This window comes from Blautia obeum ATCC 29174 (assembly GCF_025147765.1).
GTDB classification, from domain to species: Bacteria; Bacillota; Clostridia; order Lachnospirales; family Lachnospiraceae; genus Blautia_A; species Blautia_A obeum.
Window position 1 is genome coordinate 1,800,780 of the sequence record NZ_CP102265.1, and the last position, 24,892, is coordinate 1,825,671.

General features: G+C 41.5%; 20 protein-coding genes. 17 read left to right on the forward strand and 3 right to left on the reverse strand.

Annotated elements, in window-relative coordinates; all coding sequences use genetic code 11:
- Window positions 1-110: 110 nt before the first annotated feature.
- Window positions 111-740, forward strand: coding sequence for a site-specific integrase (locus NQ503_RS08515; RefSeq protein WP_242650128.1), 630 nt, complete (start codon window positions 111-113; stop codon window positions 738-740).
- 722 nt (window positions 741-1,462) lie between these two features.
- Here the strand turns inward: NQ503_RS08515 and NQ503_RS08520 are convergent.
- The 3 genes from NQ503_RS08520 to tnpA form a co-directional block, all read right to left on the reverse strand.
- Window positions 1,463-2,998 carry an IS66-like element ISRob1 family transposase gene (locus tag NQ503_RS08520; RefSeq protein ID WP_005422931.1) on the reverse strand — a complete coding sequence of 512 codons (1,536 nt, stop codon included), beginning with the start codon at window positions 2,996-2,998 and terminating at the stop codon, window positions 1,463-1,465.
- Between the two features lie 66 nt (window positions 2,999-3,064).
- Window positions 3,065-3,415, reverse strand: a complete 351-nt coding sequence (gene tnpB, locus NQ503_RS08525) for an IS66 family insertion sequence element accessory protein TnpB (RefSeq protein WP_158526524.1) — start codon at window positions 3,413-3,415, stop codon at window positions 3,065-3,067.
- Between the two features lie 14 nt (window positions 3,416-3,429).
- Window positions 3,430-3,828 (reverse strand): IS66 family insertion sequence element accessory protein TnpA, encoded by a 399-nt coding sequence (gene tnpA, locus NQ503_RS08530; protein ID WP_005422927.1) that lies wholly within the window; start codon window positions 3,826-3,828, stop codon window positions 3,430-3,432.
- Window positions 3,829-3,954: 126 nt separating this feature from the next.
- Between tnpA and NQ503_RS08535 the strand changes: the two genes are divergently transcribed.
- From NQ503_RS08535 to NQ503_RS08610, 16 genes are all read left to right on the forward strand, one after another.
- Window positions 3,955-4,335: a DUF4313 domain-containing protein gene (locus NQ503_RS08535; RefSeq protein ID WP_259893504.1), complete on the forward strand. Its 381-nt coding sequence runs from the start codon at window positions 3,955-3,957 to the stop codon at window positions 4,333-4,335.
- Between the two features lie 45 nt (window positions 4,336-4,380).
- Window positions 4,381-4,716, forward strand: a complete 336-nt coding sequence (locus tag NQ503_RS08540) for a hypothetical protein (protein WP_005422925.1) — start codon at window positions 4,381-4,383, stop codon at window positions 4,714-4,716.
- Window positions 4,682-5,095, forward strand: a complete 414-nt coding sequence (locus NQ503_RS08545; RefSeq protein ID WP_005422924.1) for a hypothetical protein — start codon at window positions 4,682-4,684, stop codon at window positions 5,093-5,095. Before NQ503_RS08540 ends, NQ503_RS08545 begins: the two co-directional genes overlap by 35 nt.
- Before the next feature lie 67 nt (window positions 5,096-5,162).
- Complete coding sequence (locus tag NQ503_RS08550) at window positions 5,163-5,882, forward strand: Cas9 inhibitor AcrIIA9 family protein (protein WP_022214981.1); 720 nt, start codon at window positions 5,163-5,165, stop codon at window positions 5,880-5,882.
- A gap of 11 nt (window positions 5,883-5,893) precedes the next feature.
- Window positions 5,894-6,436, forward strand: coding sequence for a DUF7666 domain-containing protein (locus NQ503_RS08555; RefSeq protein WP_005422922.1), 543 nt, complete (start codon window positions 5,894-5,896; stop codon window positions 6,434-6,436).
- Window positions 6,433-8,625, forward strand: coding sequence for a PcfJ domain-containing protein (locus NQ503_RS08560; protein ID WP_005422921.1), 2,193 nt, complete (start codon window positions 6,433-6,435; stop codon window positions 8,623-8,625). Before NQ503_RS08555 ends, NQ503_RS08560 begins: the two co-directional genes overlap by 4 nt.
- A 102-nt stretch (window positions 8,626-8,727) precedes the next feature.
- Window positions 8,728-10,917, forward strand: a complete 2,190-nt coding sequence (locus tag NQ503_RS08565; protein ID WP_154648306.1) for a PcfJ domain-containing protein — start codon at window positions 8,728-8,730, stop codon at window positions 10,915-10,917.
- A 638-nt stretch (window positions 10,918-11,555) separates the two neighbouring features.
- Window positions 11,556-13,115, forward strand: a complete 1,560-nt coding sequence (locus tag NQ503_RS08570) for a hypothetical protein (protein WP_044925023.1) — start codon at window positions 11,556-11,558, stop codon at window positions 13,113-13,115.
- 97 nt (window positions 13,116-13,212) lie between these two features.
- The gene (locus tag NQ503_RS17905) at window positions 13,213-13,410 is read left to right on the forward strand and encodes a helix-turn-helix domain-containing protein (RefSeq protein WP_005422911.1); all 198 of its coding nucleotides are present in this window, start codon (window positions 13,213-13,215) and stop codon (window positions 13,408-13,410) included.
- A gap of 70 nt (window positions 13,411-13,480) precedes the next feature.
- Window positions 13,481-14,758 (forward strand): tyrosine-type recombinase/integrase, encoded by a 1,278-nt coding sequence (locus tag NQ503_RS08580; RefSeq protein WP_005422907.1) that lies wholly within the window; start codon window positions 13,481-13,483, stop codon window positions 14,756-14,758.
- A gap of 168 nt (window positions 14,759-14,926) precedes the next feature.
- On the forward strand, window positions 14,927-17,545 hold the full coding sequence (mutS, locus tag NQ503_RS08585) for a DNA mismatch repair protein MutS (RefSeq protein WP_005422904.1): 2,619 nt from the start codon (window positions 14,927-14,929) through the stop codon (window positions 17,543-17,545).
- 36 nt (window positions 17,546-17,581) lie between these two features.
- Window positions 17,582-19,651: a DNA mismatch repair endonuclease MutL gene (gene mutL / locus NQ503_RS08590; RefSeq protein WP_044925020.1), complete on the forward strand. Its 2,070-nt coding sequence runs from the start codon at window positions 17,582-17,584 to the stop codon at window positions 19,649-19,651.
- A gap of 19 nt (window positions 19,652-19,670) precedes the next feature.
- The gene (gene miaA, locus NQ503_RS08595) at window positions 19,671-20,618 is read left to right on the forward strand and encodes a tRNA (adenosine(37)-N6)-dimethylallyltransferase MiaA (RefSeq protein WP_005422902.1); all 948 of its coding nucleotides are present in this window, start codon (window positions 19,671-19,673) and stop codon (window positions 20,616-20,618) included.
- Between the two features lie 54 nt (window positions 20,619-20,672).
- Window positions 20,673-21,950, forward strand: a complete 1,278-nt coding sequence (locus NQ503_RS08600) for a methionine gamma-lyase family protein (protein ID WP_005422901.1) — start codon at window positions 20,673-20,675, stop codon at window positions 21,948-21,950.
- A 48-nt stretch (window positions 21,951-21,998) separates the two neighbouring features.
- The gene (locus tag NQ503_RS08605; RefSeq protein WP_005422900.1) at window positions 21,999-23,186 is read left to right on the forward strand and encodes a BaiN/RdsA family NAD(P)/FAD-dependent oxidoreductase; all 1,188 of its coding nucleotides are present in this window, start codon (window positions 21,999-22,001) and stop codon (window positions 23,184-23,186) included.
- Window positions 23,183-24,802, forward strand: coding sequence for an NAD(P)/FAD-dependent oxidoreductase (locus NQ503_RS08610; RefSeq protein ID WP_005422899.1), 1,620 nt, complete (start codon window positions 23,183-23,185; stop codon window positions 24,800-24,802). Before NQ503_RS08605 ends, NQ503_RS08610 begins: the two co-directional genes overlap by 4 nt.
- Window positions 24,803-24,892: the final 90 nt, after the last annotated feature.

Below are 24,892 nucleotides of genomic sequence, written 5' to 3' on the forward strand. Positions count from 1 at the left end.
TTATCGACACAAATCGACATTCCCCCAATTATCAAAAAAAGTCTATCCCCTGCAACGGGGTATTTCGGGCATAAAGATGAACAATCACATCATCTAAATACTTTTTATGTTTGCGTTGGCGCAATGTGGATTTGGAGAACAACACCTTTGATGTTACCGAGCAGCTACCTTTCAAGGTACCGCCAAAAACAAAAGTCATTGAAGAAATGGCACCGCCGAAATCCAACGGCAGAAAGCTACCCATTACGGAGCTTGCCCGCCCGTTCTTCCTCAAACAGCTTGCCATGCAGGAAGTACAGAAAGAACAGGCAGCAAAAGACGGAAAGCCTTACTATGACAATGACCTTGTTGTAGCAAAGCCGGACGGCGCACCTATCGCCGCGTCGTGGGTGTCCTCTCAATTTGGAAAGCTGCTTGAAGATTTGGATATGCCGCACATTCGTTTTCACGATTTACGACATACGGCAGCGACCAATATGCACCAACTGACAGGCGACTTCTATACGGTTGGCGAAGTCTTGGGGCATACGCTTGCGGGTATCGGCGCGTCGCTTGGGCTTTCCATGAACTTTGAAGCTGTTACCGCCCGTTATGTGGACGTGCGGCTTGAACGAAAAAAAGAAGTTTTGGACGCTTACCATAGCGCGGTGGAAAAAGCAGCCCCGGAGAAACCAAAGGAAGCCGAGCCGAAAAAAGGAAAACGGGCAGCAAAGAAAAAACACAGCGAAATAGACCTTTAACCGCTGTATCTCTTTACTGCTCTTTACAACCTTTTATATGCCCGCGTGGAATTTGGGCACCATTTACGGAAAAAGCACCATGAAAACAGAGGGTAAAAGAAACGCCGACAACTCACAAAAACGTAGTGTTCATGCGGGTTTTCGGCGTTTTCCTATCCCTTAACGGGCTTCTATTCATCTTGTGCGAGAGAGAAAAATTCTACTATTTTTTATAGTATATTTCAATATATGACTCCTTGGAAATTTTCCTGATGAACGTAGAAATGACAGAGAAGTAAAAATGGTAAGCGTACTTGAAAAATGGCAGAATAACAAGATATAGCATTCTATGCGCTGTATTTTATTGACGAATTCAATATATTGTGTTACCATATAAATGGATTATTTTTTATGCATGGTTTGCCACGCAGTAAAGTTTTTTGTTCCGGATATGCTGTTCCGGGAGCAACATTTAGGCGAAGGCCTTTTATCAATAGGAAGACATCAAAAATCAAAAGAAGATTTTTGGTGTCTTTTTTTGTTGCCCAAAAACGAAATGTGGGGTGTACAAAAAACAGGAAGGGAGGAAATATAAAATAATCCATAAAAGATGAACAGGAAAATCAAAAAAGGAGGCAGAATATGGGACAGGATATATGCATTCGAAAAGATGAAAAGTAAGCGTCAAATAAAACAGTGTATAGAAAAATAACCGTCAGCCTTTTATACTAAAAGGTCAACGGTTATCGACAGAATTCTTTTACAAGAGGATTCCAAGGCAGATAATCATCCAGATATTCAGGATGTTCAAGAAAAGCACTCCCCGGCATGTCGGACAGGATATATTTTATATATTTCATCGGGGCAAGCCCATTCGCTTTCGCTGTCTCTACCAGTGTATGGATTCCTGCACTGGCTTCCGCCCCTTTCGGACTGCCGGAGAACAGCCAGTTCTTTCTGCCGATCACAAAGGGACGGATACAGTTTTCCGCAAGCGAATTACTGATGGAACAATTCCCGTCTTCCAGATAATTCCAAAAACCTTCACGGTTATTTAAGGCGTAATGAAAAGCTTTTGAAAGTTTGGATTTCGGCAGCTCTCCGATGGCACTTTTTTCTGCCCATGACCAAAAAGCCTCGAGAAGCGGTTTCTCGCGGATAAGACGTTCTTTTTTCTTCTGATCAGGAGGGAGCGCCTCCAACTCTGACTCTATGTTAAAGAGTTGATTCAGACGGAGGATTGCTTCCGCAGGTTTTGATGCTTCCGAATTATGGATGTCTTTTGGGAGCGCATCCACGAAAGCCCGGCGCAGATGCGTATAGCAAAGACATCTTTTTACTCCTGAAACTGCATTGTATCCGGAGTAAGCGTCTGTATGGATATAACCTTCATATTCCCTCAGAAACGCTTCCGGATATTTCCCGCTTCGTCCCGGCTGGTACTCGAAGTAGCGGATGGGATTTACAGCATCTCTGATGCTGCAGTAAACCCACATATAGGAATCGGACGTATTTTTCCGTCCCGGTTCTTTCAGCACCTGTACATGTGTTTCATCGATATGAAGGTATCTCTGTTTCAGAAGTTCCAGCTTCAGACGGTGGACGATGTGTACAAGCCAGTCCCGATAGACAATCAGAAGCCAGTTTGACATAGTCGCTCTGCTTAAACGTAATCCCAAAGCCTCCCATTCTTTTTCCTGTCTGTACAGCGGGATGCTTAATTCAAACTTCTGGTGGATGAGCCAGGTGATGGTAGATGCAGATGCCAGAGAATGCAGGACGGGAGGATATGGCACCGGAGCCTTCTCCATATAAGGAGTTCCGTTTTTCCGGCACGACCTGCATTCATACGTTTCCCGGTAATGGTCAATCACCTTGAGTTTTGCAGGGATAAACTGTACTTCCGTGCGGACGAATTCTTCCCCTACTTTCACCATCGTACTCCCGCAGTTATCGCATATCTGTTCCCTTTCATCTATGGTATGGAGTACTTTGCTGTGAGGGAGATTTTTTACCAGTTCTTCCCGCTGACCGGTGTACTTCCTTTTACGTAGGTGCTTCTCTATCTCAACAAGCTCCGGTTCGTGTGCATCAGGATCCGCACAGGTTTCGATTTCATTAAAAAGAGACACCTGCCCCTCGATTTCGAGAGTAGATGTCTTCTCGGATTTTGTTCCATAAAGTTTACGGGTCAGGAAATCAACCTGCTCTTTCAGGAGCCGGACCTGCTGTTCCAGTTCTTTGATATGATTTTTATACTCCTGTTCCGTAGCTGACATAACCTGAAAACCCTTTCGTTTCGATAGGATTATTATACCATAGAATCGTCAGATTTCCCAGCATTTCTAAGGATTTTCAGTATTTTCAGACTTATGCGGGAGCCATTTCTGAACCGCCTTTGGCTGCTCCGGGTTCAAACCTTCCAGAAGCCAGCGCAGCTGCTGATCAGAAATCTGTTTTGCTTCTTCGCCGGTCCGCGGCCATTGGAGACGTCCGTTTTCGTACCGTTTGTATAAAAGGCAGAAACCGTCTCCCTCGTAATGGACTGCTTTGATCCGGTCAGCCCTCTTTCCACAGAACAGGAATAAGGAATTGCTGTAAGGATCCAGTTTGAAGTTGTACTGGATGATATCCAGCAAGCCATTGAGCTGCTTCCTCATATCGGTGTAGCCGCATCGGATATAGATTTTCTCCACATGGGAAAGATCTCCTAACATGACTGCACGGCTTTCAGAATGTTTTCCAGCATCTGGGCAGATGTGCCTTCATAAAGTTCCACTGTTATGGATCCGATATGAAGTATGGCTGCAGGAGTGGAACGGGAAATGTTTCTGTCCGGAAGTGAAAGCTCCGCAAACTCAGCCGGGGATTCCGTTAAAGCAGTTGACTGTTGGTCTGTACACATGTGGATGCCGTTTTTCTTGCGGGGCAGTTCTTCCAGGGCAAGCTTTCGAATTTTGGAAAGCCAGTAATAATAACTTTTCAAAGAGATATCGTGTTGTTCACACCAGATCTGATTTGTCAGTCCGGAGGCCCTGCATTGCCGTATTACATCCAGCCAGTATTGAAGTTTCACCTGTTTGTCTGGAGTCAAAGAAGAAAGATCCATAAGCCTGCTCCTTAGATTAGATTTAGAGTTTTTAGAGTCAACTCCCAAAACTCTAATCAATAGTTTACATGCAACAGCCAGAAATTTCGATACACCCTCTTATTGGACGCTTACGATGAAAAACCATTGGGATATGACTGGGAATGTGGACATGAGGAATTATATGTCAGAGTGAATATGTACTACAACGGATCCCTGTATGTCGGATTATGGCAAAAGCAAAAGGAATGTGAGAAAAAGCTGGAATTATTCGGAGACCTTACAATTGGAGTTATGGGATTCCTAAGACCGGGGCAGGCAATAATCTCGGATTGCGGAGCAAAAGCAAAGGTTGCGTTTATTGAGAAGTATAAACTCGGAAAAGTTGTAGGTAAGAGGAAAATCAATTATGGCAGCTATTATGTTGCAGAGTTTAATCTTGCACGACTTGCACAGCTCGATCCAGAAGGTACGGAAAGATATCTGCTCGAAAATGGTCTTGATCAAAAAGAATTTAAAGCAGATTAGGGTAAAGAGGTACATTTGAAAACCAGGCAATAAAGGTGGTGCGGCATGAAAGACGACGAATATAAGGGATATTACTGTCTGCTGATTGCAATCCTGTGCAATTTGAATGCAGCGGAAGCCAGCACAATGTACGAATACGGACCAGATCATCCGCTTTGCCGGAAAATCCTGAAAAAGAAAGTTCGGAAACCGTCCATAAAAAAGCTCAAGGAATCAGAAATGGCAGCGGCTATGAAGGCTCTTCTTGATCAGGGATACAGCCAGGATGCAGTATCGGAAGCATTTCAGTGTTTTCCATCTACGGTCAGGCGCAGAGTAAGAAAATTAACAGAAAGGAAGGAAACGAATGACAGATCAGAAATTGATTGCAGGAATATTTAATGATTTTTTAGGACTTTATACGGGTAAAATTCAGACCGGTATCCGTCCTTTGATTGAAAAATATAAAAACCATCCCATGCTGATGGGACTCCTCTCCAATTTGGATGAAGCGGCAAAGATTCAGGCACCGAAAGCCATGAAAGAAATCTATTCTTTCTATAAAGAATATCGTGGCAGGGATCTGGAAGATGCTGATTGGAAGGAACTGACGGAAAAAGCCCGTCAGATCTGTGCAGGATGGGAGGAAAATGAATGGGTTCGCCGTATTGTACTGGAAATGATCAGCCTTTTAGATTCTGATGATGCAGAGAGACGCAGGATTGCATTGGAAGTAGAAAAAGAAATGGAAGCGGCTGAACAGAAAATGAATGCGGCATAAAAAGCAGGCAGAGGCAGGAGATTTTTTCTTCTGCCTCATGTTTTTATCAGGAAAGAAGGGATCGATTATGTTAAATGAGATCATAAAAACTGCAGAAGAATTAAATACAGCAGCATTGTATTACCGCCAGAGCGGGAATATGGATGGTGTGCGGGAACTTGCCAAAGCACATGCAGTTTCCAAAAAACAGACAGAGGAATTTATTCAGGGCAGCCGCTACCGGCTGGTTGATATACCGATTGAGGAAAGAACGTTTGCGAATGCGTCTGAAAAACTGCGTGCAGAAATGTTTGCCTTAAAGGATGCAGGCTTTGCAGACATCATAGGACAGTATCTCGTAAATCTTGCCAAAACGGATTCTGCTTTAGATGCACAGGTGTTAAAAAAACATAAGATGCTTCAGAGATGTTTGGATTACGTGACGCAAAAAGCCTACAACATTGCACTGGAGGGAGCGAAAAAAAAGGGAGAGAACGGCATTCGAGCCAATACAGGCCTGGCACTCTCCGGCGACCAGGTTTTTCCTTGGGTACTTGAATATTATGCGAAAGATGATGAAAAAGAAATAGCAGAAAAAGAGCAGGAAGAAAAGAAAAAGATTCAAAAGGAATGGGATTCGGTAAATAAGAGAACGAAAACAATACCGAAAAACCAGGGGACAAAGAAAGATTCCGAGGTGCATCCCAAAGAAGCAGCGGAGCAGGAAGAAAAGTATATTAGCAAGAAAAAATCAAAAGATTCCGGGCAGATGTCCTTGTTTGACATGATGCAGCAGAAAGAGAGTTAAAGGAGAAGGATATGATCGCATATAAAGGATTTCAAAAGGATTTGAAATGTCGGGGCTTTCAGTTTCAGGAGTATGGCATAAATGAAACGGAAAAAGCAAACTGTAGACAAAATGGATTTCATTGTGCAGAAAACCCACTGGATTGTCTCTGCTATTATCCGAATTGGAAAAATTCCGTGTATTACATAGTAGATGCATCAGGGGATTTGGATGAAGATGGAGAAGATTCAAAAATCTCCTGCACAAAGATGCGCCTATTAAAGAAAATTGAATTGAGAAGCCTGTTATTACATGGAGCTGCTTACATGGCGAAATATCCAAACCGAAAATGGAACTCCCATGTTGCAAAAGAAAGCGGGACCAGCTGCAACGGATTTTGTATTGTACGTGGAAAAGCCCCCAAAGCCAAAGGACAAAAGGGCGATTTACTGTTACTTTTAAAGGAGCAGCCTGGCAACAGCCAGATCCTGGAAATTGGGGTCATCTGTATCGATGGTCAGAAATATCCGGAGGAAGCATGGATTGATGTGACTGGAAAGCTGGTGGAGTTATGAGAAAAAAGGGGTTGATGGAATTAAAACCATTAAAAGTGATGAACAGACATATCGCCGATGCAAAGAAAACGGAAATATCTTTGAGTACACTGGAGAATCAAAGGGGTGAACCCGGAAAATATCGGATGTATTGTCGGGCAGCAGTAGAAAAAGGAATTTTAAAAGTGTATCTGTTTGCCGTAACGGATATTGAGGAGAATATAAACTTTCCAAGGTACCGTCTGTTTATCAGCAGAAAAGAGAGACGGTTTATAACCTATGATGAAAAATTAAAAAAATGGAAAAAGGCACTTCTTGAAAGTATCTTATGGGATGTAAGGATTAATCTTGGCAACATCTATGTAAATGACTGTGATACAAAGGTCATCCAAAAATATTTAAAGACAATGCAGCCTGCAATCCGGTCACTGGAAGAGTTTCAGGCGAATATCCGTAAAGAACAAAGGATACGTCATGATAAAAAACTTACAGATTCATGGGACCAGGTGATGAAAACTGTATCTGGACTGCCTAAGAACTGGATCGGATGGGTTTCAAAATATGGAATTACGGAACACTATATCTTCTACAAGTATCAGAAAAATGGTGCTACAGAAGGATATTGTACATATTGCAAAAAATATGTTCCAATCCGCTCACCCAAATATAACCAGAAAGGACAGTGCAATGTGTGTGGACAACCGATTACTTTTCGTTCTGTGGGAAAGTCTGGAAGATTTTGTACAAAGTGGTACAGAGTCTATCTTATCCAGAGGAGACGCAAAACTTCTGGTTTTGTGCTCCGGATCTTTCATGCCAGAACGTGGTATAAAAAGGGCGGCTATACAGATTGCGAAACTACCTGCCATGAAGAGCAGAGAAGAATCTTCTCTGCAAATGGAAAGGAAATTTCAAATTTTGTTTATGGCCTGTTTAAACAGCGGGAAATGCGATGGATTTCATATGGGGAACCTTGGTATTATACTTGCTGCGGTATTCAGTATAAAGGGATGGTCTATCCTTACACCCTGTCGGATCTGTCCAGGCATGAATTAAAAGAAACAGGTCTGCGTGAGTACGCCCTTGGTCAGAAAAAGATAGATCCTGGAAAATATCTTTACCTGTGGAAGACGTCTCCGGTACTGGAACAGATTGTAAAGACAGGGCTTTTTCAGTTAGTTGATGATGTACTGGACCACAGGGCAACAAATGCAATAAAAAGAAAAGGTAGAAAACCAACAGAATTCCTATCCGTGAATAAGAAAGAGTTTCGAAGGCTCCGAGATATGAATGGCGGGGTAAAAGAACTTAAATGGCTGCAACTTGAAAAGAGTACAGGAAAAACAATCGGGGATGAAGAAATATGCTGGATGGTAAAAGAAGGATTTGAACCAAACGACCTGAAGTTTGTTCTGGACCAGATGAGCATCTGCCAGATTCGACATTATCTTGTGAAACAATCAGAAAAATCCGGGGATGATATCAGCCATGTGCTGCAGGTGTGGAACGATTATCTTTCTATGGCAAAAAGACTGGGAATGGATATACATGATTCCATTATTTACCGTACCAGAGATCTTCAACTGCGCCATAAAGAGGCGGTTTTGAAGATAGAAGAAATGAAACGCGGAATCCGACGCAGGGAGCTGGAAGAAAAGTATGTCGGATTTCAGAAACATCTCATTGATTTGAAAGAAAAATATGAGTTCAGTGACGGTGAATATCAGGTTATTGCGCCAAAGAGTATCGATGACATTCTATATGAAGGTGATACGCTTCATCACTGTGTAAATAAGACGGATACTTATTTTGACCGGATCGTTTCAAAGGAAAGCTATATCCTGTTTTTGCGGGAAAAAGAGAATCCGAAAGTACCGTTTTATACACTGGAAGTTGAACCAGATGGAACTATCCGGCAAAAACGTGCGGAATTTAATCGTCAAAATAAGGACATTGATAAGGTGACTTCTTTTTTAACATTGTGGCAGAAGGAAATTCAGAAACGATTAACCCAAAAAGATCGTAAGAGCACAGAAGAAAGCAGGAAGCTCAGGCAGCAGAACTATCAGGAGATACGTGATAAGCATGTAGTTGTCCATGGCGGAACATTTGCTGGGGAACTTCTGGCTGATCTTTTAGAGAAAGACTTAATGGACCTACCAATGGAATCGGCAGAAAACGAAGAAAGCCCTACTGAAATAGCGGCGTAAATAAAAGGATAAAGTGGATGCGGCAGGGAGTTCCCCTGCTGCATTTGAGCAGAAAAGAGAAAATGACATTATATGCAGCAGAAAATGAAGGAGAGGACGGAAATGAATAAAAAAGAATTGCATAACATGAAATTGCTGGAAGCTACGGATGAACTGATAAAACTTGCAAAAGAAGATGTGCCAGTAAGAGATAAAGGATACTATACGGAGCAGCTGATTTATCAGAGGGGGCTATATTTACGTGCAGAAGTAGAAAACAATATTTTAAAAGTAGCATTTTATCTGGCAGAATATCTTTCCATGGAGTGTCGGAAACCTGTATATACATTATATATTGATAAAAAGAACGATGTTTTTAAAGGGTATGATTACCGGACAAAGAAATGGTCAGATAGTATGCTGGATAAGACCATTTTCTCCAAATGGTTATATCAGGAAAATTCTTATATGAAAGAGGCAGATACAGCGTTGATCCAAAAGTATCTTGAAAGTGAATATGACGATGCTTTTTATGCACTGTATGTATATCAACGTGAGCAGAGACACCGGAGACTGGGAATGAAATATGAAAAAATTCTGACAAGCTGGGATCAGTGTATGGATAGACTTCCAAAAATTCCGAAAGACTGGCTGAGATGGCAGAAAAAAGTTGGAATTACCCAGAATTTTATTTTTTATCATTACAGCCGCAGGAAAGATCAGACAGGATATTGTAGTTGGTGTGAAAGCGAAGTTCCAATCAGCCATCCTCACCATAATACAGTGGGGCATTGCCCAAAATGCAGACATCAGATTCAATATAAAGCATTAGGCCGGGCCAAAAATATAGAAACCCAAAAAGAGACTGCATACCTGCTTCAGACCTGTGGAAATAATGAGTTTGTTTTGAGAGAATTCCAGCTTCAGATGCTCATAGTAAGCAGCTCATATAAAAAACCAGTATATTCTTTCTTTGAGCGCCGGAGAATCCTGTATGATGAAGAATTAAATACGAAAGAATATTATTTCGGCCGTCATCATTGGACAAAAGAAAACCGATGGATCCAGGGTAAATTACAGGTTCCACTGTATCCAGGTTACGGTGGCTATATGACATATGAAAAATATAATATGGGAAATATTTATGGAAAATCACTGTATGGCATTAAAAACAGGACATTCCGTAGGACAGGATTCTACGAATATGCAAAAGCCAAAAGGTTTTTAGATCCGGTAAGTTTTTTTGAAATGGTTAGAGAAAGGCCCTACCTGGAACGGCTCATTAAAGCAGGACTTTATCATCTGGCAGAGGACATTATGGATAATAAAGCACAGATCTATTGTGAAGATTCCGGAGACCTTGGAAAAGCACTGGGAATTGACAGGTTCCGCTTAAAAAGGCTGCGTACAAACAATGGGGGAGAGATTTTTCTTCAATGGCTATTACTTGAAAAAGCCCAAAACAAGTTGATCCGTGACGATGTGATTTCGTGGATGTGCCGGGAAAAGTTTAAACCAGCGGATCTTATGTTCATTATGGATCGTATGGCCCCTTTACAGATCAAAAATTATCTGGAAAAGCAGGCAGCAGAAAGTGGGGAATCCGTGAAAGACCTGATCAAAACATGGAAGGATTATCTTAATATGGCAATTCGGGTCGGAGTGAATGTGCAGGATTCTGTTATCTACCGTGCACGAAAGCTCATGCAGAGACATAATGAAATGATAAAAGAGATAGAAGCAAAAGATTTGATTTTAAGAGCCGGAGAGCTGGAAAAGAAGTATCCGGGTCTGAATCGTATATGCAGGGATTTGAAAAAATATGAATATGCGGACAAAGAGTATCAGATCGTTGTGCCGGAAAAAGTGGATGACATTTTGTATGAAGCAAAACTGATGCATCACTGCGTAAATAATACAGAAACCTATTATGAACGAATGAGCCAGCAGGAATCCTATATCCTGTTTTTGAGAAAGGCAGAACAACCAACGGAGGCGTACTATACGCTTGAAGTGGAACCGGATGGGACCATAAGGCAGACACGTACTTTTTATAACCAGCAGAATGAAGATATTGAGCTTGCAAGGGATTTTCTTATAAAATGGCAGAAACAATTAAAAAAGAAACTGGCAAAAGAAGATTATAAACTGGCTGTAAAAAGTCAGAGTCTCAGGAAAAAAGAGATTGACGAGCTCCGCAACAAAGGCGTTCGTGTAAACGGTATTGGGTATTGCAACAAATTGCTTGCTGAAATTCTGGAGGAAGATTTAATGGAGGCTGGGAATCGAGAACTGGAAGAACAGGCCGCATAATAGCAGATTGATATATCACAAAAGTAACTTTAACAATAAAATGAAATTCCTGTGAAAATTTGGGGATATTTACAGAAACAGCTCTGAAATTCTCTTTTATTTAAGTATAAGGGATTTTATGGAATTCCTTAAATATACTCGAAACGGAGGATGAGGTTTGGAGGAAAAATTAAAGTTGCTTTGGCTGATATTGATCTTTGTTGATTTTGGGCTCATGTTTGTTTCATTTCCAATCTTGATTTATGTGATTTTTTGTATGACATGAATACAAAAAGCCTTCTGTAAGTGCCCTTTTCCGGTGAAAAGACCGGAGGGGCATTTGCATGTATGCAACAGTTTATGCATGTATTCGCAGGAATACGAGTAAAATACTACCCAGCTGCTACTGTTTAAAGCCTGTAGTGAAATTGACATTAAGTATCTGGAATGATACGATAAAATTGAACATTTTGCAAGGCAGATTGCACAAATTTTATTCTGATACGAGGTCAGAATTTTATACTTTATACCGCGTCTGCGGATCAACCGATAAAGACACAAAAAGAGTAAAATGGACTCTTGGAGTGTCTTTTTTTGTTTGGCAAAATGTTTTGACATGTATCAGATCCAATCACGATAAAAGGAGGAAAGAAGTTTTTATGCCACGTAAAATCAGATCAAATTACATGGAGAAATTCAAATTTGTGTACAATGGCAGAACTTTTGAAAGTAAGCATAAATGCTGTAATTTTTATGGAATATGTTACCGTAGTGTAATGGCGTATCAGAATCAATATAAATGTAGAACTGAAGAAGCGATTACACATTTTATTGAATTGAAAAAAAGTAAAGAGATCATATTCCGAAATCGAAAATGGGCCAGCATTAAGACCTGCTGCGAATTTTATGATTTAAACGAAGATTCTGTCAAGACCGATATGTGGAATCGAAAATGCACACCACAGGAAGCGATTGAACGGGCAATAGAATGGAAAAAGGCACATGAAATCACATATCATGGTGTGAAATACCCATCACTGCCTCAATGTTGTGAAGACCTGGAGATAAATCCTATATCAGTACGTTTGTATATGGAAAAAAATGGGGTTTCTTCTACACGTGCGATTACACATTATATCAAATCTAAAGAGAAAAGAGCCTTTGAATTCCGTGGAAAAGAATACAAAAATTTTACGGAATGTTGTCTTGCGTATGGATTAAAGCCAAAGTCAGTAAGTTCAGCAGTATTTAAAGCGAAACGTCCTCACGCGGATGTTATGGAAGAAATTATCTCTCATATGGAAGGCTGTGTGCCAAAAGAAGTAACGAAAAAAGAAGAAATTCCTGAAAATCAGGTGATGTCTAAAGAAAGGCATCGTGCGAAAGAGGCTTTTTTTTATGAGGGAAATAAATATATCTCACTTGGACAATGTTGTGAATTCTATGGAATTAATGAATCTAGTGTACGCAGTAGAACTTGGCGAAAAAAGTGTACATGGGAAGAAGCTGTGAAATATTATATTCAAAAAAAGGAAACAGAAACACCGAAAATGCAATTCTTTTATAAAGGGAAAAGGTATAAAAGTGTTTCAGCATGTTGTGCTGAATACGGCGTTAATGCTTCCAGTGTGCGTAACCGTGCCAAAACAACAGAATGCAGCATTGAAGAATCTTTGGATCATTTCATAAAGAAAGTCAGAATGGAAACACAGCCGTCGGTATTTATTTTTAGAGACAAAACCTATAGGTCTTTGGAAGAATGCTGTCTGGAATATGGAGTCAACGCTGACAGTGTATCTTCAAGAAAATATAGATTGAATTGTACTATGGAAGAATCATTGGAGCATTTTATTGAAAATAAAGATATGATTGCCGAAAGAATACAAAAATTTACATTTAAAGGAATAGAATATCGAAGTCTCCGGGCATGTTGTCAAAAATATGGTATTGATGATATATGTGTGAGACAAAGAGCACGAGATAAGAATTGTTCTCTTGAAGAATCGTTTACACATTTTATGACGAGAAAAAGGAAAAAAATGTTAAGTAACCCGGAATTTGAATATCATGGAACTGTTTATCCATCGCTTAAAGTATGCTGTGAGGAATTAGGAATAAATAAAAGCAGTGTAATAAGTCGAAGCCATAGGGCCGGATGCAGTTTACAGGAAGCAGTGGAGTATTATGTCAGCCAACAGGAACGTAGAACATTGGATTAATCTATAAGGCCAGCAGGCAGCCTTTTTTAGAATTTATATAATAGTAGAGAGGAGGAACGGTCAATATCATCTGCCTGCAGATATTGACCGGTTATATATGTTGCGAAAAAAAACACAGCCGGAAGCAAACAACGATAAAATTCTTATATCCGTTAAAGAAGCCTGTGAGCTTACAGGACTTTCTGAGAAAACAATGAGATCATTGATGAATGAAAACTGTTTCATGGTACGGATTGGGCGCAGAACACTGATTGATAAGAAAAAATTTCAAAAATGGATAGATCGGCAGTCTTGAAAGCTTTTTTTTGTTGTGCTAAAATATATATCCAGTGCCATGCATTATCATCAGAAAGGATGGTGGTGTTATGGGCAAAAACTTAAAGGGTAAAGAATTAGGAAAAGGATTATATCAAAGAAAAGATGGACGATATGAGGCCAGAATTTTCGTTCGCGGTACAGGAAAAACGTTTTCAATTTATGGTACAAATTTACAACATCTAAAAAAAGAAAGAAATGCCTACCTTGCTAATGTTTCCCCCGGAATTGCAGGATATGATCCTAGAATTTCTGTTTCAAAGTGGTATGAAAAATGGATGCTTATTTATGTGGTGCATTCTGTTAAAGCAACCACTTTAAGTAACTATGTAAATGGTTTTGAGCGAGTAAGAGAATATATTGGTTACATGAGGTTAATAGAGGTCCGTCCAACACATATTCTTGACATGATAAAGGGACTCGAAGAAGAAGGATATGCACGTACAACGGTAATACAATCATTAAGTGTAGTCCGTCAGCTTTTCAAAAAGGCATATGGTGGAAAAATGATACCCATAGATCCCGTAGCCGATATTAAACTGCCTAAAGAAGAACCGGGTGAAATACCTGATGAGAAGATAATGCAGGAACAAGAAGATGAAAAATGTCTTAGTATATATGACACTCATCGTTTCCTTGAGAGCTGCAAGAATACCCGGTATTATGAACTCTTTTTTATTCTTCTTCATACAGGATTACGTATAGGGGAAGCACTTGCCCTAGAATGGTGTGATCTTGACTTTAAGCATGAAAAGCTTCGTGTATATAAAACCTTAAACAGAGTTACAAAATATTATGATTTGAAAGGAAATGAACTTCCTGAAAGGTATTCTACTATTCAGATTACAACACCAAAGAAAAGTGCCAGCAATAGAAAGGTTCCATTAACGGATGCAGTGATTGCTGCTTTTATGAGCTGGAAGGAAAAACAGGATCGTGATAAAGAAAAACTGGGGAAAAACTGGGGAAAACCAAATATACTTTTAAAAAAATATCCCGGTCTGATTTTTACAACATCTTCAGGAAGAAGTTATCTTCCATCATCAGCTCAAACAGAATGCAGGCGGATTGTTGGGATTGTTAATAAACATGAAATTGCTCTGGCAGAAAAAGAGAACAGAGACCCGAATTTAATGGATGTTCATCCTCATATTTTCCGTCATACTTTTGTAACAAGATGCATTCAATCGGGAATGGATGCCGCTACAGTAAAGAAAATAGCTGGACACTCTGATGAAAAAATGACTAATTATTATACACACATTGAAGAAGAACATATAGATGACGAATACGAACTGTATATTCAAAAATACGGAACAGAAACCTGATTTTGCAAATGGAGATAAAATTTTAAAGAGAGGTTTAAATACTTGAGTATAGACAAAAACACTAACGAGGGAAAAAACTATCGTAATAATGTGGTCAAATCAACATCTGGGACTTCTAAAAGCCGCATAAATACTGGGTTTCCGGAGGATATTAGTGTATTATCACCGATGATGAGGGAATATTGTAAAACAAAAGAAAATTACAAGGACTGCATCCTGTTCTATCGACTTGGCGACTTTTATGAGATGTTTTTTGATGATGCAATCCTTGTATCCAAAGAACTGGAACTGACGCTTACCGGTAAGGACTGCGGATTGGAAGAACGTGCTCCGATGTGCGGAATTCCATTTCATGCAGCCGAGACATATATCAAACGACTGATCGAGAAAGGCCACAAAGTGGCAATCTGTGAGCAGGTGGAAGACCCTAAGAAAGCAAAAGGTCTTGTTAAGAGAGAAGTTATCCGTGTAGTTACACCGGGAACAACTCTGGATGCCACATCTTTGGATGAATCCAGAAACAATTATCTGATGTCGATTGTTTCTCTGGAGGATCATTTTGGATGTGCCATTGCAGATATCACCACAGGTGACTGTTTTCTTACAGAAGTAGATAAACCTCAGAAACTTCTGGATGAGATCAATAAATTTGTCCCTGCGGAAATTATCTGTAATGACGCTTTTTTTATGAGCGGAGTTGATACAGAAGATTTGAAGGACCGTCTGCGGATATGCATTTTTCCATTAGATAACTGGTATTTTGATGACAGTCTCTGCCAACGCACTTTGAAGGAACATTTTCATGTAAATACATTGGAAGGTCTTGGACTTCAGGACTATGACAGTGGAGTGATCGCAGCAGGAGCACTTTTTCAATATTTGAATGAAACTCAGAAAACAGCTTTGTCTCATATGGCAACGATTCATCCCTACACAGCAGATAAATTTATGTTGATTGACAGTTCCAGTCGTCGTAATCTGGAACTGGTCGAAACACTCCGTGAAAAACAGAAACGAGGTTCTCTTCTCTGGGTATTGGATAAGACAAAGACAGCAATGGGTGCACGTACACTTCGAGGTTATGTGGAACAGCCCCTGATCGATGCAGAAGAGATCAATCTCAGACTGGGAGCAGTAGAAGAACTGACTCAGAAGCCGATGCTTCGTGATGAGATCCGAGAGTATCTGAATCCAATCTATGATCTGGAACGTCTGATCAGCCGTATCAGCTATCAGTCAGCGAATCCGAGAGATATGGTTGCATTTGCATCTTCACTGGAGATGATTCCATATATCCGACAGATCCTTCAGGAATTTGAAGCACCGATCCTGAAACAGATTTTTGAGGATATGGATCCGCTGGAAGATGTGACGGATCTGATCAAACGTGCGATCACAGATGAGCCACCGCTTGCACAGAAAGACGGCGGAATCATCCGCGAAGGTTACAACGCAGATGTCGATAAATATCGTCACTCAAGAACTGATGGCAAAAAGTGGCTTGCTGAACTGGAAGCAAGAGAAAAAGAACGTACCGGCATTAAGACACTGAAGATCAAATACAGTCGTGTATTTGGTTATGCACTGGAAGTGACGAATTCTTTCAAAGATCAGGTTCCGGATAATTATGTTCGCAAACAGACACTGACCAATGCCGAACGTTATATTACACAGGAGCTGAAGGATCTTGAGGATCTGATCCTTGGAGCTGAAGATCGTCTGTATGCGCTGGAATATGAATTGTTTGCAGATGTCCGTGACAAAGTTGGCAAAGAAGTCGTACGTATCCAGAAAACTGCCAAGGCGATTGCAGCACTGGATGTGTTTGCCTCTCTTGCGCTTGTGGCAGAACGAAACAATTTTGTAAGACCGAAGATCAATGAAAATGGTGTTCTGGATATCAAAAATGGTCGTCATCCGGTTGTAGAGCAGATGATTGAAAACGATATGTTTATTGCAAATGATACATATCTGGACAATCAGAAAAAAAGAGTTTCCATTATCACCGGTCCGAATATGGCTGGTAAATCCACTTATATGCGTCAGACAGCATTGATCGTTCTGATGGCGCAGATCGGAAGTTTTGTTCCGGCAGAGAAAGCAAATATTGGCATTGTGGATCGAATCTTTACACGTGTCGGTGCATCCGATGACCTTGCAAGCGGACAGAGTACTTTCATGGTGGAAATGACAGAAGTAGCAAATATTCTTCGAAATGCCACATCCAGGAGCCTGTTGATTCTGGATGAGATTGGACGAGGCACAAGTACCTTTGACGGACTTGCAATTGCATGGTCCGTGATCGAACATATCAGTAATACGAAACTCTGTGGCGCAAAGACTTTATTTGCCACACATTATCATGAACTTACAGAGCTGGAAGGTAAGATTCCGGGAGTCAATAATTATTGTATCGCGGTTAAAGAAAAAGGCGATGATATTGTATTTCTTCGTAAGATTGTCAAGGGCGGTGCAGACAAGAGCTATGGTATTCAGGTTGCCAAACTTGCCGGTGTGCCGGATTCCGTTATTAATCGTGCAAAGGAACTGGTAGAAGAACTCAGTGATGCAGATATCACGGCTGCGGTCAAGGATCTGACGGCTCCGAAGAAAAAACAGAAAATTGTTTATGATCAGGTGGATATGGCTCAGATGTCTCTTTTTGATACGGTACAGGACAATGATATCGTGGACGAGATCCGTGATCTGGATATGACCCATTTGACACCGATGGAAGCTATGAATATTTTGTATAATTTGCAGAACAAGATTAAAAACCGCTGGTAAAAATGATAAAACGTGGTTTGGTAATGGGAGGTTGCTTTGAGAAAAATTGCAGTTTTAGACCAGAACACAATTGATAAGATTGCAGCCGGAGAGGTTGTAGAAAGACCTTCTTCTGTCGTAAAAGAGCTTGTGGAAAATGCGATAGACGCAGGAGCAACTGCGGTAACAGTAGAAATTACAGATGGTGGTAAGAAACTGATCCGAATTACGGATAATGGATCAGGAATGGAAGCAGAGCAGATTCCGCTTGCATTTCTCCGTCATGCAACAAGTAAGATTGAAAAGGTGGAAGATCTGGAACATATTGCTTCTCTTGGATTTCGTGGTGAGGCACTTTCCAGTATCGCTGCTGTTTCTCAGGTAGAACTGATCACAAAAACTCCGTCTTCTGTCAGCGGCTCCCGTTATGTGATCGAAGGTGGACAGGAGCATTCATTGGAAGAACTGGGAGCACCGGAGGGAACTACATTTCTTGTTCGGAACCTTTTTTATAACACACCGGCGAGAAGCAAGTTCCTGAAGTCGGATATGACTGAGGCGAATTATATTCATACGCTGATGGAGCAGCTTGCACTGTCCCATCCGGAGATTTCTTTTAAATATATTCAGAATAAGCAGGTGAAACTGCATACATCCGGGAACTACAGTGTGAAGGATGTTATTTACAGCGTGTATGGCAGAGAGATCGCCAGAGCACTTCTGGAGGTATCACAGGAAAATTCCTTTATGAAAATTGAGGGATTTGTTGGTAAACCGGAAATTGCCAGAGGCAATCGTTCTTTTGAGAACTATTATATCAATGGACGATATGTTAAAAATAATATTATTACAAAAGCAATCGAAAATGCTTACAGGGGTTTCCTGATGCAGCATAAATTTCCATTTGTTTCTCTTCGTATGGAAATGGAGGGGAACGATCTGGATGTTAATGTGCACCCGGCAAAAAGAGAGGTACGATTTGCGAGAGAACAGGAAGTTTACGATGCAGTTTATGATACTGTACGTGCAGCCCTGACCAGAAGAGAAATGATTCCGAAAGTATCTGTAGACAGTTCTTCTGTTAAAGAGGATAAAGAAGAAAAAGTTACGCGTGCAGCTGTACCGGAACCATTTGAGCAGAAACGTCGTGAAGAACTGTACGGAGCACAAAAACCAGTCTATTCTGTTGTACGAGAGCCGGCAGCATCTTATCGTCCGGCATTTTCAAAAGATGAAGAAGAAATGTTCAGTGGTACACTGCGAGAGAATCAGAAACTGGACGAAGTGAAGAAACTGACAGAGAGGCAGACAGTGCCAGAGTCATTTCAGAATTCTTCGAAGAAAACAAATACTGTGCCTGAGAAGGTTGATACACAGGTTAAACAGAAAATTGTACAGAAGTCTGTACAAGATTATGAACAAGACTATGTGCAGAAAACGGAAGCAGAAGAACTAAAAATACAGGAAGCAGTATCGAGAGAGACTGAAAAACAGACTCCACCACAGCAGCTTGAACTCTTTGAGGAGAAACTGCTTGCACCAGAATCCAGAAGTCGGATTGACCTGATCGGACAGATCTTTGATACGTACTGGCTGGTACAGTTTGAGGACAATTTTTATATAATCGATCAGCATGCTGCACACGAAAAGGTATATTATGAGCGTATGGTAAAACAGTTCCGGGAACATTCGATTGATTCACAGTATCTGAATCCTCCATTGATCGTGGCATTGAGCATGCAGGAAGAAGAAGTACTGAAAGCAAATATGAATTATTTTGAACAGTTTGGCTTTGAGATCGAGAATTTCGGCGGCAGAGAATACCGCATCAGTGCGGTACCATCGAATCTGTACGGACTGACAGAGGAAGAACTGTTTCTGGAAATGTTGGATAATCTGGCATCTAATAACAGTAAAGATACATTGGATATTTTTGCTGCCAGACTTGCAACGATGGCATGCAAAGCGGCAGTTAAGGGAAACCATGCTATGTCGCAGCAGGAGGCAGAAAAACTGATCGATGAACTTCTGACTCTGGAAAATCCGTATCATTGTCCGCATGGACGCCCGACGATCATTGCAATGACCAGAACAGAACTGGAAAAGAAGTTTAAACGAATCGTGTAAGAATTATACAGGAGTGATTATGAAAAGACCTTTGATCGTTCTTACCGGGCCGACAGCAGTTGGCAAAACAAGTCTTTCTATTTCATTGGCAAAGGCGGTAAACGGTGAGATTATTTCTGCAGATTCCATGCAGGTATATAAAAAAATGGATATCGGTTCTGCGAAGATCCGTCCGGAGGAAATGCAGGGAGTAAAGCATTATCTGGTGGATGTTCTGGAACCGGAAGAAGAATTTCATATCGTAAAATTCCAGCAGATGGCAAAAGAAGCTATGGAGGAAATCTATGAAAAAAGAAAGATACCGATTCTGGTCGGAGGAACCGGATTTTATATTCAGGCGGTAACCAGAGATATTGATTTTACAGAGGCGCAGCAGGAAAACACTTACCGTGCAGAGCTGGAAAAACTGGCGGAAACAGAAGGTGCTGAGTATCTTCATGATAGGCTGAAAGAAGTAGATCCGGCAAGTGCGGATACAATCCATGCAAACAATGTAAAACGTGTGATCCGTGCACTGGAATTTTATCATCAGAATGGTACGCCTATATCTGCACATAATGAAGAACAGAAAAAACAGACAAGTCCGTATAATCTGGCATATTTTGTTTTAAATGCGCCAAGAGATATTCTCTATGAGCGGATAGACAAACGAGTGGATCAGATGCTGGAAGAGGGACTGGTAAAAGAGGTGGAAGGACTGAAACGTGAGGGCTGCCATCGTGGTATGGTATCCATGCAGGGACTGGGATATAAGGAAATCCTGGCTTATCTGGAGGGGGAATATCCACTGGAAGAGGCGGTACGTATCCTGAAACGAGATACCAGACATTTTGCAAAGCGGCAGCTGACCTGGTTTCGACGGGAGTCGGATGTGATCTGGGTTGATAAAGACAAATTTCATTGGGATGAAAAAGAAATTCTGGAATATATGCTGAGTGTTCTTAAAGAACATGATATTTTGGGATAGTCAGTTAGAAGACGCAATAAATCAGATACAATTGGAAAGGATCATAAAATAACCATGAAGGAATTATATGAACAGCTTGGAATCTCATCCAAAGTCTATGATTTTGGAGCAGAGATCGAAGCATCTCTGAAGGAACGATTTGAACAGTTTGACAAGACTGCGGAATATAACCAGCTTAAAGTACTGATGGCCATGCAGAAAAACAAAGTAAGTGCAGAATGTTTCCAGTCATCATCAGGCTACGGCTATGATGATTTTGGACGAGATACTCTGGAAAAAGTATATGCAGATACTTTTCATACGGAGGCATGTCTGATTCGTTCCCAGATCACCTGCGGAACTCATGCACTGGCAATTGCTTTATTTGGAAATCTTCGTCCGGGAGATGAGCTTCTTGCACCGGCAGGAAAGCCATACGATACACTTGAAGAAGTAATTGGTATCCGCCCGTCCAGAGGCTCTCTGGCAGAATATGGAGTAACTTACAGACAGGTAGATCTCAAAGAAGACGGAACCTTTGATTATGATGCGATTCGTGCGGCAATCAATGAAAAAACGAAACTTGTTGAGATTCAGCGTTCTAAGGGATATCAGACCAGACCTTCCTATTCTGTAAAACAGATTGGAGAACTGATCGCATTTGTCAAGAGCATCAAACCGGACGTTATCTGTATGGTGGATAACTGTTACGGAGAGTTTGTAGATACGATAGAACCAAGTGATGTCGGAGCAGATATGATCGTCGGATCTCTGATCAAGAATCCGGGTGGCGGACTTGCACCGATTGGCGGTTATATTGCGGGTACGAAGGAATGTGTCGAAAATGCGGCAACGCGTATGACATGTCCGGGACTTGGCATGGAGGTCGGTGCCTCCCTTGGTGTAAACCGTTCGTTCTATCAGGGCTTTTTCCTTGCACCAATGGTGACCAAAGGCGCATTAAAAGGAGCTGTTTTTGCAGCAAATATTTATGAAAAACTTGGTTTTTCTGTTGTTCCGAATGGCAGCGAGCCACGTCAGGATATTATTCAGGCTGTGACACTTGGAACTCCGGAGGGGCTGATCGCATTTTGTAAGGGAATCCAGGCAGCGGCGCCGGTGGACAGTTATGTGGATCCAGAACCGTGGGACATGCCGGGATATGACAGCCAGGTTATCATGGCGGCGGGGGCTTTTGTACAGGGCTCATCTATTGAACTTTCGGCAGATGGTCCGGTAAAACCACCATATGCGGTATATTTTCAGGGAGGTCTTACATGGGAGCACGCAAAACTGGGCGTACTGATGTCTTTGCAGAAACTGGTAGATGCGAATATTGTGACACTTCCGTAAAGATAGAAGGAAGAATTGTTGCAGGCGGCAGCAGATGAAGGAGACGATATGGGTGAAAAAACACAGGTGATCGTTGTAGGGGGAGGTGCTTCCGGACTGGCCGCTGCAATTGCAGCGGCAGAGAATGGTGCGGCAGTTACGCTCCTTGAACAGAATGAGAATCCGGGCCGGAAAATCTGTGTGACAGGGAATGGCAGATGTAATCTTACGAACAGAGACATGCGTCCCGATATTTTCAGAGGCCAGCATCCGGAATTTGTGGAAGAAATTCTGGCACAGTTTACGCTGGAGGATACACTTGCTTTTTTTGAAAAACTTGGGGTGGCTTTTACAGAACGTAATGGATGGCTGTATCCCAGAAGCAATCAGGCGAAATGTATTCCGGAACTCTTGATATTGAAAGCAAGAGCTTTAAAGGTCAAAATCAAAACAAGGGAACATGCAGAATCTGTTTCATGGGAGAATGGACGATGGAAGGTAGAGACTTCCGGATGGACTTATGAAGGAGATAAGGTAATCCTTGCCAATGGCTCTAAAGCTTCACAGGTCCCAGGCTCGGATGGCAGCGGCTATGAGCTTGCAGCAAATCTCGGACATCATATTATCCGCCCCCTGCCTGCACTTACAGGACTTCGATGTAAAGGAAATGTTTTTTCTGCATGGGCAGGTGTTCGTACGGACGCAAAAGTTACATTATTGATTGATGGAAAGAGATTTGTAGAAGAGAGTGGGGAAGTACAGCTGACGGATTATGGAATTTCCGGCATACCGGTGTTTCAGTTGAGCAGCTATGCAATCCGTGCACTGGATGAAGGAAAAAAAGTAACGCTGTCTGTGAACTTTCTTCCGGAATATACAAAAGCTTCTTTACAGGAATATTTGAAAAAAAGGCAGGAAATCTGTCCATATCAGTCAGCTGCAGAGCTGCTTTTGGGACTGCTGCCTGATAAACTGATCAAAATGTTCCGAAAACAAAAAAAAGATCTTTGTGACACGATTACGTCATATGAGCTGGAAGTAAAGGACAGTTCCGGATTTGAACAGGCACAGGTCTGCTCCGGAGGGGTGGATACTTCACAGGTCAATCCAGAAACACTGGAGTCCGTATTGCATAAGGGACTCTATTTTGCCGGAGAGCTGTTGGATATAGATGGTCCCTGTGGAGGTTATAATCTTCAATGGGCATGGTCAAGCGGTGTTGTGGCAGGGCGCAGCAGCGCAAAGGAGAATTTATGATACGAATTACACAGTTGAAGCTTCCGGTGGAGCACACTCCGGAACAGCTGAAGAAGAAAATTGCAAAGACACTTAAATGTGCGGAAGATACATTTTCCTATGAGATTGTCCGTCAGTCTCTGGATGCAAGACATAAGGATGACAAAAAATTTGTTTATACAGTAGATGTGAAAACAGCTGCTGAACAAAAAATTTTGCGAAGAGTTCACAATAATAACATTATGTCAATCAATAAAAAGGATTATCAGTTTCCTTTGCCGGGAACAGAGAAACTGGAGCATGTGCCGGTTATTGTTGGAAGTGGACCGGCAGGACTTTTCTGCGCCTGGTATCTGGCAAGAGCCGGTTATCGTCCACTGGTTCTGGAACGCGGTCAGGAGGCGCAGAAACGTAAAGAAACAGTAGATCGCTTCTGGAAAGATGGAGTGCTGGATCTGGATTCCAACGTGCAGTTCGGGGAAGGCGGTGCCGGAACTTTTTCAGATGGAAAGCTTAACACACTGGTAAAAGATCCGAATGGACGTAACCATGAGGTTCTGAAACGTTTTGTAGAGGCAGGCGCACCGGAGGAAATCGTTTATCAACAGAAACCGCATCTTGGAACAGATGTACTGATTGGCATTGTTGAAACGATGCGTCATCAGATTGAAGAGATGGGAGGTTCTTTTTGCTTTGAAACAAAGGTGACAGATCTTTGCATCGAAAACGGTCATCTGACTGCAGTTGAAGTCAATAATGAAGAAAAGATACCGGCAGATGCCTGTGTGCTTGCACTGGGACATAGTGCCCGGGATACGTTTGATATGCTTCACAGACGTGGTGTTTATATGGAACCGAAATCTTTTGCGGTCGGACTTCGTATGGAACATCCACAGAAAATGATCAATTACGATCTTTATGGAGAAGAGGAAAATGAATTTCTGGGAGCTGCAAGTTATAAAGTGACACATACCTGTGAAAATGGCAGAGGCGTTTATTCATTCTGCATGTGTCCGGGCGGTTATGTGGTTAACGCATCCTCTGAACAGGGAATGCTGGCAGTCAATGGAATGAGTTATCAGGCGCGTGACAGCAAAAATGCAAACAGTGCGCTGATCGTAACGGTCACTCCAGAGGATTTCCCGGAAGAAGGTCCACTTGGAGGGATTGCATTTCAGAGAAACCTGGAAAAGAGAGCATGGGAAATTGGAAAAGGAAAAATTCCGGTTCAGTTATTTGGCGATTACAAGTTACATCAGAAGAGTTCTGCATTTGGAGAAATCGAACCTCAGATGAAAGGTGCTCATGTATTTGCTGATGTACGCTCAATCCTGCCGAAAGAAATCGGTGATTCGATTGAAGAAGGTGTTCTTGCATTTGGAAAGAAACTGAAGGGATTTGACCGGAACGACGCGATTCTGAGTGGTGTGGAGAGCCGTACTTCTTCGCCGGTAAGAATCGTACGAAATCGTGAGGGATATTCTAATATAGAGGGAATATATCCGTGCGGGGAAGGTGCAGGGTATGCAGGAGGCATCACGTCAGCTGCTATGGATGGTATCAAAACGGCTGAGTTTATATGTGAAAAATTTAGAAATTTTATAAGTTTTAAAATTAAATGCGATAAGAGGTATTAAACCTCTGCCGCATTTATTTTTTTACACAAAAAGCAGAATGCGGTAGAGCTTAAAAACTCTTACCGCATTTTTTATTTACAAAGGAAAGGA

Coding starts and splice junctions, on each gene's coding strand:
- NQ503_RS08545 (WP_005422924.1), top strand. CDS start 4,682: ATGACAGATCAGAAATTGATTGCAGGAATATTTAATGATTTTTTAGGA.
- NQ503_RS08570 (WP_044925023.1), top strand. CDS start 11,556: ATGCCACGTAAAATCAGATCAAATTACATGGAGAAATTCAAATTTGTG.
- NQ503_RS08550 (WP_022214981.1), top strand. CDS start 5,163: ATGTTAAATGAGATCATAAAAACTGCAGAAGAATTAAATACAGCAGCA.
- NQ503_RS08520 (WP_005422931.1), bottom strand. CDS start 2,998: ATGTCAGCTACGGAACAGGAGTATAAAAATCATATCAAAGAACTGGAA.
- miaA (WP_005422902.1), top strand. CDS start 19,671: ATGAAAAGACCTTTGATCGTTCTTACCGGGCCGACAGCAGTTGGCAAA.
- NQ503_RS17905 (WP_005422911.1), top strand. CDS start 13,213: ATGTTGCGAAAAAAAACACAGCCGGAAGCAAACAACGATAAAATTCTT.
- NQ503_RS08580 (WP_005422907.1), top strand. CDS start 13,481: ATGGGCAAAAACTTAAAGGGTAAAGAATTAGGAAAAGGATTATATCAA.
- NQ503_RS08610 (WP_005422899.1), top strand. CDS start 23,183: ATGATACGAATTACACAGTTGAAGCTTCCGGTGGAGCACACTCCGGAA.
- NQ503_RS08540 (WP_005422925.1), top strand. CDS start 4,381: ATGAAAGACGACGAATATAAGGGATATTACTGTCTGCTGATTGCAATC.
- NQ503_RS08600 (WP_005422901.1), top strand. CDS start 20,673: ATGAAGGAATTATATGAACAGCTTGGAATCTCATCCAAAGTCTATGAT.
- NQ503_RS08555 (WP_005422922.1), top strand. CDS start 5,894: ATGATCGCATATAAAGGATTTCAAAAGGATTTGAAATGTCGGGGCTTT.
- mutS (WP_005422904.1), top strand. CDS start 14,927: ATGATGAGGGAATATTGTAAAACAAAAGAAAATTACAAGGACTGCATC.
- NQ503_RS08560 (WP_005422921.1), top strand. CDS start 6,433: ATGAGAAAAAAGGGGTTGATGGAATTAAAACCATTAAAAGTGATGAAC.
- tnpA (WP_005422927.1), bottom strand. CDS start 3,828: ATGGATCTTTCTTCTTTGACTCCAGACAAACAGGTGAAACTTCAATAC.
- NQ503_RS08565 (WP_154648306.1), top strand. CDS start 8,728: ATGAATAAAAAAGAATTGCATAACATGAAATTGCTGGAAGCTACGGAT.
- NQ503_RS08605 (WP_005422900.1), top strand. CDS start 21,999: ATGGGTGAAAAAACACAGGTGATCGTTGTAGGGGGAGGTGCTTCCGGA.